The sequence below is a fragment of the Vibrio sp. K4 genome (assembly GCF_051122595.1).
Lineage (GTDB): Bacteria > Pseudomonadota > Gammaproteobacteria > Enterobacterales > Vibrionaceae > Vibrio > Vibrio owensii.
Window position 1 is genome coordinate 1,259,240 of the sequence record NZ_CP178577.1, and the last position, 15,556, is coordinate 1,274,795.

Sequence of the window (15,556 nt, forward strand, 5' to 3'; positions counted from 1 at the left end):
TTAGATGAGATTATTTTTCGCCCTCACGTTTGATAAAGGCAGTAAATCACAGCTCAAGCAGATCCAAGATAGGCTTCAACAGCATGAGATAGAAGGGCGCTATACTTGCGTCGATAATTTTCATATTACGTTGGCTTTTATCGGTGAATCGACAGAAGAACAAACGCAGCGTCTTATTGATATTCTTCATCAACTTAGCTGCCGTTGTGAGCAGGTTACGGTCGATCACCTAGGTTCATTTCGCCAAAGTGGCAGGCAACTGGCTTGGTTGGGGATTAAAGATAATTTAGCGGTTACAACACTGCAAAACGAACTCATAGAGGCATTAGAACAGCATGGCTTTGTGACGGAGTCACGTGACTATGTTCCTCACATCACACTTGCTCGCCACGTCGATAAACAAGCACCACTTGATGCTGTTGAGATATCACCTTTACCACTTCCGATTTATTCTATCGCTTTAATGGAAAGCAAAACGGTTGATGGGAAGCTCGTTTATCACGCGCTAGAAGAAGTAGTTTGCTAGCACTTTCTATACATCAGTTCAGCCAGTAATCCATAATGGCTGAACCGATTTCAAAAATGATTACCGTTTTTTAGCTTGGCTTTTTCGACAGGTTTTCTGCCAGTTTCCCAGCGACAAGTTGGAACGCTTCTAGCTCTTCCTCAGACACGTTTAACGTCATCTTTTGAAAGATCTCAGCATCGACGGCTTTGATCTTCGACAACACTTCATTGCCTTTCTCGGTGGTCAACAAACACTGGCTGCGTTTATCTTCTGGATTCGGTCTCTTCTCAATAAAGCCTTCTTCAATCAATGTCTTAATTAAGCGTGTGACTTGTGCTTTATCTCGGTTTAAGAAGTTCACCACATCCATTGCCGTACATGGTGACTGTTTGTTAATGATTTTTATCACCCGGACATGCATAGGCGCGATAGGGAGTTCTAGTTGCTCAATTTGCTCGTGCAGTTGACGCTTTAAGACGTGCACAAGATGGAACAGATTATCCAGCGATTTTGGATTCGACATGTAACACTCCAAACAAAAGTGGTTGACATTATCAACCAAATAACTATAGTTGACATTATCAACTTAATTGAGAGTAACTTCAAGAGCGAGAATTGAATGACAGAATCCTTGACCATGTCGAACGAACTGACACAACCGGCGAAGACGCCACTGATTCATAAAATTGCTGTTGTATTAGGGATGATGACACTCATGGGAGGGACACTGACAGGCGTAATGACTTACATGAACGTAGGCTATTCCGATTCTTTCTTCAGCGATTGGTTGCGCTCATTCTTAATGGCGATTGTTGTCCTTATGCCAACGGGTATGGTGATGATGACGCTAATGACCAAACTGGTTGGCAAACTATTCAGCCGCGCCAGTGAAAAGCAGAAAAACTTTGTGGTTGGTGTCTTTATGGCGCTGATTATGGAATCCGTTATGGCGTTTATCACCGCCGCTAACAACATAGGGTTTGAGGACGTATCCGTATTTGGAACTGCTTGGTTAAAAGGACTTTTCGCTGCGTTACCTGTAGCAATGGTGTTGATGACCATTACATCCATGACCATCAAACCAAAGATTGAACGCTTTCTAAAAAGCGAGTGAATATTGATTGGAGAAATGAGATGAGAAAAGACAACCACTACCGCATTACTATTGAAGAAGTAAACGTAGAAGAAGGCCGTGAAGCAAAAAGCTTGAGCTTTGAAGTTCAAGATCGCGAAGACATGTTGAACATCGTAGATAAGATCGGTCAGGGCAGCGGATTAGAACCTGCAGATGCGACACGCGTTGGTGTTGCACTTCGTCTGCTTGGTCCTGTGATGATGAAAGATCGCAAGCATCCGTTATTCGCTGATTTCATGCCACACTTCAGAAACTTCATGCAAAACATGAAGAGTACGGTGAAACGTAATCTAGCTTAATTATAAGCGTCTGAGCGCTTTGAGTAGACTCTAGCGCAAATAAAAAGGCTGGTATTAAACCAGCCTTTTTTCGTGTGATGGCTTGGCGAAAGTTATTTACCCAAGTATCGGCTTTCTAGATGTGCTTTAAAGTGTTTCGCGTTTAACACTTCACCTGTTGCTTGCGTCACCAAATCATCGGTCGAGAACAAGCTGCCTTTGCTCCATATGTTGTCAGACAACCAAGTAAAGATTGGTGACAGATCGCCAGAGCGAATCGCGCCATCCACGTCTACGGTTTTCTGCATCGTTGCCATAAACTGCGCCGCGTACATCGCGCCAAGCGTGTATGATGGGAAGTAACCAAAGGCGCCATCTGCATACTGAACACTGATACTTTTTAAAAAAGTATTTATTGACATAGGCTTATCGAACAGTCATAACTATACAGTCACCTCATGGATAGGTTATTTAGATGAAGTTGGAACATTTTTCTCATACTGAACCCCAGATTTATTCTTACAGCAGATTTTCGAATATTAGACAAGAAAAAGGCCGCTCATTAGCGAGGCAAAAGAAATTTATTGATGAGGTTTCAGCGAAGTTTAACTTAAAAATCAATAAAGACTTGGTGATGACAGATAGAGGTCTTTCTGCATTTCATGGTCACCATAAAACAAAAGGAGCTTTAGGAGTCTTTTTAGCTGCTGTTGAAAAACAGTTAATTAAGCCAGGCTCAGTGCTGATTGTAGAATCACTTGATCGTTTAAGTCGAGAACAACCATATATTGCACAAGCAACCCTAGCTTCGCTAGTAAATGCAGACATAGTTGTAGTTACTGCTGCGGATGAAAAAATTTACTCTAAGGAAACTATGGCAAAAGACCCTCTTGGAACGATGATTTTATCAGTACTTGAGATGGTTAGAGCGCACAAAGAATCCTTAAGAAAGACAGAGGCCTCGATTGACTTTCTCCATGGTCAAATAGCAACACATGAAGAAGGAGGGGTTTCGGATTTAGCTGGTCCTCTTCCGTTTTGGATAAGTAGAAAGCAACGACCTCACCCCAAAATAAAGACTGGTTTTGAACTCAATGAGCATGAGGAAATTATTCGATTAATTGTTGATATGCATTTTAAGCAAGGGATGGGACTTCGGCCTATTAGTGTAGAGCTGCTAAACCGTGGCATTAAGCCACCATCACAATTAAAACATTCTCCTGCTAATTCAAGGAAACCAAAGAATGATGTATGGGGTGTATCAACTTTATCACACATTGTTTCTAATCAAGCTCTTTGTGGTAGATATGTGGTTAACCTCAACTATCAGAAGGATGGGAAGAAGCATGTAGAAGACTATGTGTTAAGGTCATACTACCCAGCAATTATGTCTGAAGAGGAATTTGACACCTTTCAAGCGATAAAAAAACGCCGATATGGTTCGAATAAAGGCGACAAAAGCAAGAGAAATGGCTTGGTATATTTATTGACTGATTATGGAAATAAGTCAGTATGTGTAAAGTGTGGCAGAAGTATTGGCTCTCAGCCACAGAAGCAAAAGCATGGAATTAGACGAAGATTACATTGTTCAAAGCACAAGGAAACAGCTAACTGTTGTAAAAGCATCATTCAAGACTATATTGAAGACGCATTTCTTATCTCGGTAGCGAGGCATATAGATTATAATTTAATAAATACTCAAGTTAAGCCAGCTGACATAATTCGCAACTCTGATCGCTTAGAAGAAATTGATTTAGAAATGGCTAATGTCATAGATATGCGTCGTACAGTTAAAGATGAAAAAATTAAATTAAAGTTAAAATTCGACTATGAAACTTTAGAAAATGAAAAGGAGGAATTGATTAAGCAGAAACTTGAATTTAAACAATTTAAGATTGCACCTGACGATATTAAAAAATTCATTCGAACAGTAAATGATGCTCGAAATTATAACAATAATGAAGCGAGGACTTTTGTTAAGAGTATTTTGATGCAATGTATACGCAAAATCGAAGTGCACATGGAAAAAAAGAAGTTAGAATGTTATGGATATCCAAATCTTTTTGAGAATGCAATTGTAAATGTTGTTGACGTGGAATTTTATACGGACAAGAAACTATCAATTTTTGTGAGTGCTGAAACAAACGCACTTTTATTTTCAAAGATAAGTGACGAGTTTGCAGATGAATCATTGGGAAGTTTCACGGAGGAACAACTGAAAGCATGGAACGATGTAGGTTTTGATAACTTCCAGAATCTAGGTGAAAGAGGCACATTAGTTAACGAAAATGAAAATAGTACAGAGAACCTTTGGTTTGCGTCGGATCTTGCTGAAGCCTTTATGAATGAAATGATAAATCAACCTGAAGATGAAAGTTAATAGTTATTTAAGGGTATAAATGACTTTGTTGCTGAATCAAGCTTACGAGCGCACGCTAGCTAAATCGTTCGTCCTTTAAGCGAAATACTGAGTTTTGGGCATACCTATCCAAGTGAACTTATTGAGTGCATTAATCATGGCATAACTGTCCCCAATTTATGCATTGTCATTACTAATGAGTGAGTGATACTCCAAGTAACACATTCACGCGATACATTGCGTTTTCAGACAGTGAACGTCTATGGTAACCATATACTTTTGTTTGACCCATAGAGTCTCTGGCAGCGAACTACAGATTGCATAGATGCCGCTTTTCAGAGAAGGTTGCTTAGGCACTTGGAGGCATCATTTTCTTAACTCTAATCACCTTGTGGTACTCCCTGGTTTCGTAAGCAACGACTCCCGAGATTTCCTTGATTGCTTAAGTGTTTAGGGGAGTACTTCTACACCTGTCCCGCCTGATAGTGTCAGCTAAACTGTGATAATTTCATGAGTATCGGTATCAACAGCAAGATGTGGTTTGCGCCAGGCTCGAAGCTTACCAGTGGTTCCATGCTTTTTCTCTTTCCATTCGCCCTCACCGTATACCTCGAGTCCAGTTGCACCAATGGTTAAGTGCTGAATAGCGCCTCGTGAAGAGGTTTTAAAGCAAACCTCAACATCCTTAGCTCGGCGACTTATATAGGTATAGGGACAAACCAACAGAACATTTGCCAATCTAAAAACGGAGTCGATAGAGCCTTGCAATGCCCTTAAAGGCAAGGTAAACACGCGCTTTACCATGAGAGCAGTCGTGATAGATAGATCACTAAACAACCGTAGTCTACCATGCCTATCCTGCTTAGGTTGTTCCATTCAGTTATCGCAGCTTCGTCAACCCAAAACGTGAGTTAAGCTCGGTAGATTCGTGAGCTATTGTACTTGCGCCAGCTCGTGGTGTTGTACTGAAGCTTCGGAATGAAATTAAAGTAAGTGAATAAGTGTCCCTGAACTGATCGTAAGATTCTGATTTAGTTCATTCGATTTCTACAACAAACCCAGAATCTATAACAAAGATAAAATCTACTTTTATTCAATATAGATTAGTTATTAATTTACAGTAAGTAATAATGATTTAAATTTTACATGCTAATAATTACGGACTGATTATTCCACGAAAATAATATGTCATGACTTCTTAATGATTAAGTAAATTAGACTTATCTTCTACTTATATTGTAAGTAGCTAAAACGTTCCAAGTTAATCAAGGCATATTATCATTATGATTTATATATTCTTTTTCAAGAGTGATGTTTTATTTAAATATTTAGTGCTATTTAAGGTTAAATAAATATTGAAAATATTATTATTTAATTTAATAATATAAGAAATAAGTTTTGAAGCAAGCTGTGTCTGCGCGTTTATTTGTCCCAAATAAAAACGCCGACAAATACTCCGCCCATTCTGGTTGGTTGCTCTAACCCCCTTCGGTGTTAGCGCTGGTTTATCATATGTTGTTAGTCTTAAATCTTAATAGCTATATCTAATTATTTGAGAGGTGAGTATAGATACAATAAAAGGTAATAATTATGAAACACGATATGTTAGACATTTTAAGAAGTGTAGGTGCAAAAGATTTTAGAGCTATTGAAACCGCCATTAAGACAGTAAAAAAAGAGAAATACAAACCTCGTAAAGAACCTGGTGATTTGCAGATTAAATCAGTAAAGACAAATCTCACTGAAAAAGAATATCAAGAACTAGTTAAAAAGCAATGTATGGCTGGTTATTCAAAGCTTTCAGCATTTACTCGTGACGTCATCAATAATGCTGTAAAAGTCAAACCCATCATTCTAGAGGCATCTAAAGAGTTCTTTACAGAAACTTCAGAACTCAGTGATCAAATTAAAACAATTGCCACCGATATTGAGAATAGTAAAGCTCTCACAAGAGATGAAATAGAAAGTACTCTTGTAATATTAGCGGGACTATTAAGAGAGTTTCAGGCAACTCGTCACTTGCTAGTAAATAGCTTTACTCAAGAAGCGGCTTATGAAATAGCAAAACAGCATTTAAGTGAAGACAAGCTTGTTCAGGCACTGAAAGAATTCAGAGGGTCAAGTCATGATCTATAAGGAACCTGCACAAAAAGGCGGTGAGCACACTGAGCAGACCGTAGACGCTCTCATAAAGTATGTGGCTGGTGACGATGAACGAGTGGCTAAATATTTAGTAAATTATGGTGCAGGAATCACTAAAAGCGCTGATGCAGTAACAGAATTTATTTATGCAAATAATATTATACATATCCCTGTAAATGCTAAAAACGCACCAGGGGAGATGTTAGATATGGCACTTGCGATAAGGGAGATGCAGGAGTCTATAAGGCTTAATCCAACCGCCAAACAGCAATTTAAGCACATGATTGTAAGCTTAGATACTAATGAGAGTTTAACTAATTTCCAATGGTGCAAAACAGCTAAAAAGTTGATGAATCATTTGGGTTACGCAAATTGCCGATATATTGCTTTTAAACATAATGATACCGATGAACAACATATACATGTAGTCACATCTACTATCGATATAGTAACAAGAAAACGCATCAAAGACTCTTATAGCAAGATACGAGCACAAGAAGTAATGAGGGAGCTAGAGATAGAGTTTGGTCTGCGACAATTAGTAAGTAGTAATAAGATTGGTTACGATTCCTATGCTGATATTAATGACGCTAAAATATTTAACAAAAAGGCTCAAATAGCTCGTCTGGTAAAAACTGGTATCAATAAGTTAAAGCCACGCTCTAATCTTGCAGAGTTTGTCACTGCTGTTGAATCAACACATTCAAGCCTCAAAGTTGAGCTACAAACAAAGAAGGGGGTTGCGGTGGGGATCGTATTTAATCTCGACGGAGTTCGAATGTCTGCCTCCCAGTTAGGTGGAAATCGAAAATATACACTCGGAAAGCTTATTGGAAACGGTATTCTACATGACGCCTGTAAGGACCTGAGTAACTATGAAGAAGAACTAGAAAGAGCGGCTGCGCACGCTCAAGAACAATCAGATAATGCGCTTAGAGTTTACGAAAGTAAGCAAGATCAAGATATGAGGAGTTATCTTGTGATGCTTTCTGTGAATGTTAGATATCGCAAAGAAGTAGAACAATTCATAGATGACATGAAATGGAATCTGAGAGCACGTAAAAGATTAAAAGGCGCTTCTGATGTCGTGTATGTCGTTGAGATGATTTCTATGCTTAAAGATGTCGAAATGGGTTTTGAAACAGTTATTGAAGCGCTATTTTTGGATACTCTTGATAAAGCATTTAGCTGTATCACTAAGCGAAAAACAATGGAAAATGTATTTGAAAATTTAAGCACAAAACAGATTTCTGAGAGTGACTATAAGACTTTTATTGCTACTGCTCATGTTGATATCTTACACAAGAATGATAAACCACAACGAAGTTCGGTGAACAAACTATTAGAAAGTATCATTAGCCAGGATCACTAAGGTATAAATAATTAGCCTAATATTTATAGCTATCATTAAATGTAATTATATCACTTTCTATATATAATTCACTAGTCATTATTTTTTAATTCCTCACTAATTATTAAAAATCAATGATTCGTCATAGTTAATAAATATTTTATTAAATTTACCCGTCAATAATAATTAAAATTAGTTTATTCGTAATAGATAAATTTTACGAATCAACCTGTTAAAATTATATTTTTTGTAAATTCCAGTTTGTTTACTTATATAAAGTTAACTGGTATCTTGTATTAAAAGATAAGAATAAATTGTAAGGTTTAAGTTATGGCTAATTATGCAGATGCAATGAATGTCGCGATTGATAAGAAAAGAAATAATATACTTGATGATGGTAAGAACTTCACTCCGTATCGACATAGGAAAGGAATGACTCTTTATCTTCGACTAAATATTAAAAGATGTGATGAAGAAGTAAGAAATGGCTGTCCTAAGAATAAGGTTGTCATTGTTGCCAAAAAACGTATTGATGACATTCCAAAGTATACATTTGAAGAGTTTCTAGAAAACGATGTAACTGAATGTGTAAAGTCAGGGGAGTATAATGTTACCAAAGGGGCTTACGACAAGTTTATAGCTAAACACAAATCTTATTATAGAATATATCATGAAGCAAAAGTGAATGAATGCCGTGGTTATTTCGATATTGATAGAGCTGGAATTAAGAAAGAGGCGGCAAAGATATCAAAGCCAATCCATGATGTTGCAGATATTGTTGAAAAGCTTGCTTTAGATGGTCTTTTGACTGCTGTAGAAGCACAAGATCTGTATCAGTCAATGTACAGAATTAAACAAGTATTAGACGCATACGTTATGCCTGATATTCTTTTTCAGAATATGCTTTTCTATGATAAAAAATTAACTGATAAAATTAAGACTTACAATCATTTATCTAACTTCAAAATTTCAAGTAAAGCAAATGCTGATCGTTTTGTTAAACACATGAGTAAAATAGACAGTTTTGAGACTGGTAATAGAGTTAAAAAATTAAGCACTGAAAGAAAGGTGTTAGAGTCTTTGTGTTCCAGTCTTTAATAAAACCTCATTGATATCTGCCAGATCAAAGATCTGGCTTTTCATATTATATTCAAGTGTCCATTTTTAAACATAATGGATGAATAGTATTGTTTTACTGAACATCATGGATTAGTATTCATCATATTCTGCTACCAACATGTAATAGGGATGATTATGAATGATGATATTCATGAGCAGCTTGGCGTCAATAAGTCATTTCTTAACGAAACATTTGCAATGATCCGTATATCAAAAAATGGTGAAGTTTGGGTGCAATACCAAGATAAGATGGATATACCATCAGGCTCTAAAGCAATTAATATTACAGCTGATGTTCTTAAAATTATTGCGCTTTATAAAAGTAGTGAGTAATAATAGTGCGGTTTAATGAAATTAGATTTAGATAATAAGGTTTGAGAAGTCGACTGTAATTTATCATTATTATCACTGTTTTCTCTTTCCATTAAAGGGAAGTATTATATTTTATAGATATGGACAGACTATGAAAGCTCGAATTGGAATAGCCGATGAAGAACTAGTTCGTAAGTATATGTTGGATGTTTCAGCTGGTAAATTAAACCATGTAGAAAATTTTCCTCATTTGTGGTTTACATCATTAACGGAGCTGGCCCAGGTTTTAACTAACGAAAATATTAAGCTTTTGTATATGATTTCTCGTGATAGAGCAAATAATGTAAGGAAGTTATCTGAGATAACAGGTCGCAGTGTCGAAGAACTTTCGATTTCTATTGACGACCTTGCATCTAAAGGTTTTGTTCGTATTGATAGGTGTGGAAACGAAGAGTGTCTTACAGCAATTTATACATCTTTTGAGGTCCTCATGGGTAAAGAACTGGAAGATCTGCTTCTATAGCTCATCAATTTTTAATACATGGAGTTGGTGCGCAGACGTGAGACTGGCGTTATATCGATGAGGTGTATTCGATCCCTGAAACGTGTGCAGAGAGCAATCGTTTATGTTACTAAATTGTAAAAATATGGCGACTTGCTTGAAAAACAACGTAAACGCGATCGAAATCACCGAAATACGAATCTCCCGTTTCTAAAGGGGGAGCTAAAATTAGTTGTGCAAGAACATCAAATCTAGTTCAGGGTTACTTCTTCTTGTAATCGCAAACAGAACGGGTTCATCTCAGAAAGAATGAATTCTTCAAACCAAATATTTACATCATCAAGTAACTTCAACCCTTTCTTGGCCGTATATACCGAAAGTAAGTCAAGCTCTTCAAGGTCGATCATCTCTTCAAGAGGTGAAGACCTTACTAAGTTATGAATCGATCTATTTCGCTCTTTACGCCACGAGTCCACATCACGCTTAAGATTCTTGGGTAAAAACTCATCACACAGTTCTGTGAGCTTTGCAAAGCTCTTTGTCCCTGCTTTTTGCCCTTTCAAGTACAAAACCAACGATAAACGGTCTGAAATGCAACTTTCTTCAAGAGCGATTGCTTCGAGATAAAATTCTTGGTTTATGGCCTCGTTGATACGCTCAACAATGTGCTTAGAGCGCTCTTCTTTCTTGATGATCGTTGAATAAGCAGAAAACTCTTCATCTGGGATGTGTCTTGAGATGTGCAAATTCATCACCATAGGCCTAAAGCTTGGCATAGAATCCAAGATCTCGGTGAATTGTTTCATAAAGGTATCAAGATATGTGTATGTATAGACGTTCTCACGCTTTAACCACCAAGAATAAAGCATATCCTTTTCGGTTCTTGGGATTTGAATAACTCGCTCTCCGATATGGGAAATATAATTGTGTATATTATGAAGAAAGAATGTGCAATGGAATAGAATCGTTTTCCCTTCTGGATACATTGCGTAGGCTTCTGGGGTCATATCATTAATATGAGTTTCAAAGACTTTCTTTTGTTCTACATGCTCATTTTCAATGAGTAAACACAGTGCATTGAGCAGATCTGTAGGGTTCTTTACATCAAAACCATCTAACCATAGTGATTCGAACAGCCCAAAAGCAAAGCTATAACCATCAATGTAACCATCTTTGAAGAATGTGTAGTGTTTGCGACTTTCGAGTTGAGCTTGTTGCTCTTCCAATGAGATATTCACTAGGTTCTTGTTCATTTCACTTCCTGATAATACGCCGAGATATCAAAATCAGACATTAGAAAATCTTAGTCTAGATGAACACGTTAGTTTAGTGAAGAACATCTACCCTAAGTCGAAGTAGGGCACTTTTTAGTTACAAAGTGCCAACTATGCCAACTATTAAGGTTCTGGACAATTCCGAGTTTGGATTTTTAAGAGATAACGAACACTCGAAGAAGATCAGATTGGGCAAAAACAAAACCTGATCCCATTTTCACATTTCTATACTTCTAGTGCTTTATCAAGAGCATCAAGTGATGAAACAATTGTTCCGACTGTTCCATTCTCAAACTCGACTCGATCTGTTTCTTCGTGTGTGCCCTTGTTCAAGTAGACCCAGTGTGGATCTTGACCGCCAACTCCAAGTAAAGAATCTAATGCAACAACAATATCTGCTTTATTTGGTATAGCTGCTTTGGACTTGTTTAATTTAGAGCGCAAGTTATCAGCTAAAGCTCTTAAGTCCCAAGGTGCATGGGGAGTACGCCTAGAAACACTGATTGGTTTATCTGTATTGTCACAATGCTTTCCATAGTGTAGCCATGCCTTTTCACAAAGGTGTTCCAAAGCTCTACGAGATGACATTAAAGCATCTCGATATTCAGCTTGCGCATATAACTCAGAAGCTGCCAAAACATAGTTTTTAGGGCGCTGAAGAGAAAGCACTTGAACGTGTCGTTCACCTTTTTGAGGCATAAAGATGTAGGATTCCGCGCTTTTAGCTGCTTTTGAACCTATCGTTTGATGTGTATCTTTAAAAAACTCCTCACCATGGCACGCCATAATAATTTGCTTGGCATTGAAGAACTCATCTTTAAATAAAGTTTCTCTGATTGCTTGTCTATGTTCGTCATCGATTGCATTAACTGGATCATCGAAGATCAACAGCGGACAATCCGTTTTGATGTTTTTGGCAAGCAATATCGCTAAACCTAAACAGCGAATGTGACCTTCACTGAGTACATGTAAAGCGTCGAAGTGTTTCTCAGGCTCTGCTTGGAAAGAAATCTTCAAGCGTTGGTTTTGTCCAAGTGGTAACTGAACTGCCGCTAGCTTATCGTTTGGAGAATCATAGCGATTGAATGCATTGTATAGCTCCGTTACTTTTTCACTCAAATCAGCAACTAGCTTAACTGGCAAAGCATTTTTATACGCATTAAGCTTCTCTACAAAGGATGCGTAGGCACTAACGATTTCCTTATTTCGTGCAACCACATGTTTTTCACCCTCAACACTAGAGATTAACTCTGCATTCTCCTGATCAAAACTAGCAATTGCTTGAGTTGCTTTTTCAAATGTTGTTTGAGCTGTTTGGCGGCGTGTTTGTAATACAGTTATGCTCTTCGCAAAACCACGTAGTCTATTCAGTTCCTGCTGCTTCGCCGTTCTAACTTGGGCTTGTTGTTCAATTGCGGTATCGCTTTGCTCCAATTGTTGTACTTGCGCTTCCAGATGTTGCCAAGCCGTATAACCACCTTGCGACGGTTGAAGCATTGAGTTAAACCACTTAATTGTAGGCTGGATGTTAGAGGCAAGTCTAAACTTATGAAGAGGGTTAGCTGTTAAACGATCACAGGAAACATTAATGACTTGTGATAGTTCCGCCAATGACTGATTAAGGCTCTGATAGTATTCTTGGGATTTAGCTTGTAAAACTGCAAGATGCTGTAGCTTTTGCAGCTCTTCGTCTGCATGTGCATAAGGATTCAGGGCTGTCTGTGTCAATGGAGTTTTACAGGCTGGGCACTTATCAGGGCTATTCGCTTGTAATTTAGATACTGATTCATACAACTGCTTAAATGATACTTGCTGACTGGCATTAACCAATTCTTGTTGGCTAGCATTGTAGTTAGCAAGGTTTGTATTGATTTCACTTCGAATAATAGCAAGCCTAGCTTGGGTCAAGCCGCTTTTCGCATATACTGGCTGTTGCAAATCAGTTTCCAATTTACTAATTAGCCCAGGGTTTTGATCGTCACCGTTTAGCTCTATCATCATTTGATTATAAGTACAGCCTAGACGATATTGTTGTGCCAGCGCAGCCTCTTCACCACCAAGCTGCTTCAAGTTGGTGTTGTTTTGTTCTATTTGTTGTTGATGTCCAACAAGAGTCTGTCGCTTAAGGTTCAACTGAACTGATTTTTCACCAACTAAATCAATATACTTACCATCGATTTCTGGTGAAAAGTTTTTTACGAATTCATTAAATGAATCTAACCCAAACAGTGTTGATATCAGCTCCATTTGTTTAGCTGGTGCCTGCGCTGCAATGCGAGAAAAGCTATCAATTCTGTTCTTTTCTACAAAACAGAAGCGATATAAAGATTCGTCAGGTTGGAGTACTACATCATTTCCTTGATGATCAACACCCAAGATCTGTGGTGGACTAAATGAGTTGGTATGAGCATTTTTCAGGTAATCATCCTGATTACGGAACCGCTTATTTTGCGCTTCTTCAACAGCACCTAGCAAACCATACTCTAACGCCTCGCAGAAACTTGATTTACCTGTACCATTTGGCCCGTAAATCAAAACAAGCAGACTGTGTAGGCTCAAAGACTCTTTTTTGGCAAAACCACGAAAAGGACCAATTTCAATAGACTTTAGCTGCTTGAACATTTTGCCAGCGTTACCAGTCTCGTATGTAACTTCTGCAATGGCATCTGAAAGGTTAGCCCACTGATTTGATGCTAGGCTAGCAACTTTCTTGACTCGTTTGCCTTGTGTCGTGCCTAATGGATAAACCTCTTCAAAGTGCGCAAAAACAAGATTTGCAACTTTTCGTACGCCTGCTGACACCTCCTCGGCATTCAATGTTTGCAAAAAGCGCAAATATTCATTTTTTATCATTACTATTCCCTACCAAACCAATCACAGGTTAGCTATTTTTAGTTTTAAATCTGTTCTAACTGCTCCAAAGTTCACTAACGTTGCAATCAAACAGGGAGGGGGCAGGTCTTGCCTTTGCCTCGATCATAAATTTTATTTATGCGATTATGAGCTAAGAATGAATGCTGTTCTCTCGAGCGTAACACAGTTTGGGCACTTCTGTGTTAAGAAGTGCCAACTGTGAAAGTGCTGGACATTTCTTTGTTATATGTCTTGTTATATTAGTAATCAATGATTTAACTTAGATATGGGAAACTCGTTTAGTTGAGTGTCCAGTCTGGCTGGAGCAGATCCTCCCTCAGCACGGTTCTGGATAAAAAGCATCAAAAGTTGCTTAACTTAGAGTCCAGTATTGATCAGCACCACAAAACCTATTCATTCGACTCCTGCGGCGCGAGCCGCTCATAATCAGCACTGCTTTCGCAGTGCATCAATCGATGTTTAATTCATAGTCAACAAACCATCTTTACCCTTTATAGAGGGTAGTCTGTCGTTTACCCCCGATAAGGGGTAAGACCGTTCCTTTTCAAGGATTTCGTTTTTCTTTTTATATATAAATGAAGTCAAAAGTAAATACTTTATGTTACTTAAGTTATTGTATTTTATAGTAATAATTCATTGACATAATGCTTTTGGTGAGTTCTAATGAAAATGAATGCTCTCTATCTCAATTTGCATAAAGATTGAGTTAAATAAACTAAATAATATCAAATAATTCATCACCTTAGAGGTGAAGGGAGGACTTTACTAGTATATAAATGGAGAAATAAAAATGGTTAAACAAAAAAACAAACTTATCCGTGATCTATGTGACTCAGCAAAACCTATAGTTGCGAATAAAACTGATCAGCGCATCACTGATGATGTGAAAGAGGGCGTAAGAGAAATCGTATCGAACTCTAATAACGACTTTATTGACACAGTAAAGTTGGCTTCAAGTCCCATTGATAGAGAAGATATTGATACAGAAAGAGTTAAGATTATTACTCACTTTCAAGAGGCTTTTCCCTGGGATTATGGAGACGGATTTAACGCCATTGTAACAGCTAGTATACAGAGTGAAGAGCATCAGTGGTCTGGTGACCTATTTGTTCAATTATACGATGGAGAATTCTCATCTGATTGCCAAGTTTCAGCCCTAGATTTAGATCACCAGAATTGTTTAATTTCTGACTATGATAACCTTACAGTATTCAGTTCATATACTGAAGAAACAATGACAGAGTTCTTTGAAAAAGTTATAGAAGCAGCAGAGATGGGGTTTTCTGAGGAGTATACTTTTGAAGCATTGCTTGAGGAGAGAACGGGCCTTGACGTTGAGGATTATGATTTCCAGGTAGCGGGTTGCGGTGTAGGCAATGACATCCGTTTAGAAAACTATAAAGCTGTCAATGGAGAACAAATTGTTTTAGTGGCTGTTGATAATCGAGCAAGAGCAGAGTTACGAATTAACCGCTTCAAACTTTTCGCGAGTAACGACGACTATAATGAATTTCTAGATGAGTGTATGAATCTAAACGGTAAACGATTGCAATGGAATGATTGGAATTATGCTCTAAACATATACCAACACATGGATAAACCAGATAATGATTGGTGATTTTCTAAAAGAGCATGTTTAGAAGTATATAATTAGTTACTATCAGTACTAGTAATAAAGCTAAAGTCATTCACTATGAATTGA

Annotated in this window: 13 protein-coding genes and 2 pseudogenes; 10 read left to right on the forward strand and 5 right to left on the reverse strand. The window is 37.8% G+C overall.

All coding sequences use genetic code 11. The features are described from left to right. Window positions 1–4 precede the first annotated feature (4 nt). A complete protein-coding gene (gene thpR / locus ACLIIY_RS05890) occupies window positions 5–526 on the forward strand; it encodes an RNA 2',3'-cyclic phosphodiesterase (protein ID WP_285379243.1) in 522 nt (173 codons plus the stop codon). Between the two features lie 70 nt (window positions 527–596). Here the strand turns inward: thpR and ACLIIY_RS05895 are convergent, their stop codons facing one another. Further along, on the reverse strand, window positions 597–1,031 hold the full coding sequence (locus ACLIIY_RS05895) for a MarR family winged helix-turn-helix transcriptional regulator (RefSeq protein ID WP_434528297.1): 435 nt from the start codon (window positions 1,029–1,031) through the stop codon (window positions 597–599). A 96-nt stretch (window positions 1,032–1,127) separates the two neighbouring features. Here ACLIIY_RS05895 and ACLIIY_RS05900 point away from each other — a divergent pair, with 96 nt between their 5' ends. Both ACLIIY_RS05900 and ACLIIY_RS05905 read left to right on the forward strand, forming a co-directional pair. Then, window positions 1,128–1,622: a DUF2798 domain-containing protein gene (locus tag ACLIIY_RS05900; protein WP_434528298.1), complete on the forward strand. Its 495-nt coding sequence runs from the start codon at window positions 1,128–1,130 to the stop codon at window positions 1,620–1,622. Between the two features lie 20 nt (window positions 1,623–1,642). After that, window positions 1,643–1,942: a DUF3861 domain-containing protein gene (locus tag ACLIIY_RS05905; protein WP_020197642.1), complete on the forward strand. Its 300-nt coding sequence runs from the start codon at window positions 1,643–1,645 to the stop codon at window positions 1,940–1,942. Between the two features lie 92 nt (window positions 1,943–2,034). Here ACLIIY_RS05905 and ACLIIY_RS05910 read toward each other — a convergent pair. Next, window positions 2,035–2,298 (reverse strand): annotated as a pseudogene (locus ACLIIY_RS05910) (carboxypeptidase M32); the annotation flags it as partial. 98 nt (window positions 2,299–2,396) lie between these two features. On the opposite strand from ACLIIY_RS05910, the gene ACLIIY_RS05915 reads away from it, so the two are divergent. Further along, the gene (locus ACLIIY_RS05915; protein WP_069500128.1) at window positions 2,397–4,301 is read left to right on the forward strand and encodes a recombinase family protein; all 1,905 of its coding nucleotides are present in this window, start codon (window positions 2,397–2,399) and stop codon (window positions 4,299–4,301) included. A gap of 75 nt (window positions 4,302–4,376) precedes the next feature. Here the strand turns inward: ACLIIY_RS05915 and ACLIIY_RS05920 are convergent. Further along, a pseudogene (locus ACLIIY_RS05920) lies at window positions 4,377–5,260 on the reverse strand (IS5 family transposase). Between the two features lie 610 nt (window positions 5,261–5,870). Here ACLIIY_RS05920 and ACLIIY_RS05925 point away from each other — a divergent pair. The 5 genes from ACLIIY_RS05925 to ACLIIY_RS05945 all read left to right on the forward strand — a co-directional run bounded on the left by ACLIIY_RS05925 (window position 5,871) and on the right by ACLIIY_RS05945 (window position 9,727). After that, window positions 5,871–6,416: a hypothetical protein gene (locus ACLIIY_RS05925; RefSeq protein ID WP_025538535.1), complete on the forward strand. Its 546-nt coding sequence runs from the start codon at window positions 5,871–5,873 to the stop codon at window positions 6,414–6,416. Continuing rightward, the gene (locus tag ACLIIY_RS05930; RefSeq protein ID WP_025794811.1) at window positions 6,406–7,794 is read left to right on the forward strand and encodes a relaxase/mobilization nuclease domain-containing protein; all 1,389 of its coding nucleotides are present in this window, start codon (window positions 6,406–6,408) and stop codon (window positions 7,792–7,794) included. Before ACLIIY_RS05925 ends, ACLIIY_RS05930 begins: the two co-directional genes overlap by 11 nt. A 309-nt stretch (window positions 7,795–8,103) precedes the next feature. Next, window positions 8,104–8,871, forward strand: coding sequence for a hypothetical protein (locus tag ACLIIY_RS05935; RefSeq protein WP_025794814.1), 768 nt, complete (start codon window positions 8,104–8,106; stop codon window positions 8,869–8,871). 156 nt (window positions 8,872–9,027) lie between these two features. Continuing rightward, a complete protein-coding gene (locus tag ACLIIY_RS05940) occupies window positions 9,028–9,225 on the forward strand; it encodes a hypothetical protein (RefSeq protein ID WP_005376117.1) in 198 nt (65 codons plus the stop codon). Window positions 9,226–9,355: 130 nt separating this feature from the next. Further along, a complete protein-coding gene (locus ACLIIY_RS05945) occupies window positions 9,356–9,727 on the forward strand; it encodes a transcriptional regulator (protein ID WP_025789592.1) in 372 nt (123 codons plus the stop codon). 230 nt (window positions 9,728–9,957) lie between these two features. Here ACLIIY_RS05945 and ACLIIY_RS05950 read toward each other — a convergent pair whose 3' ends face one another. Both ACLIIY_RS05950 and ACLIIY_RS05955 read right to left on the reverse strand, forming a co-directional pair. Continuing rightward, on the reverse strand, window positions 9,958–10,932 hold the full coding sequence (locus ACLIIY_RS05950) for a hypothetical protein (protein WP_224723971.1): 975 nt from the start codon (window positions 10,930–10,932) through the stop codon (window positions 9,958–9,960). Window positions 10,933–11,205: 273 nt separating this feature from the next. Continuing rightward, window positions 11,206–13,833 (reverse strand): AAA family ATPase, encoded by a 2,628-nt coding sequence (locus tag ACLIIY_RS05955; RefSeq protein WP_237302072.1) that lies wholly within the window; start codon window positions 13,831–13,833, stop codon window positions 11,206–11,208. Between the two features lie 811 nt (window positions 13,834–14,644). Between ACLIIY_RS05955 and ACLIIY_RS05960 the strand changes: the two genes are divergently transcribed. Next, entirely contained in the window at window positions 14,645–15,472 is an 828-nt protein-coding gene (locus tag ACLIIY_RS05960) for a hypothetical protein (protein ID WP_025789589.1), read from the forward strand. Window positions 15,473–15,556 lie beyond the last annotated feature (84 nt).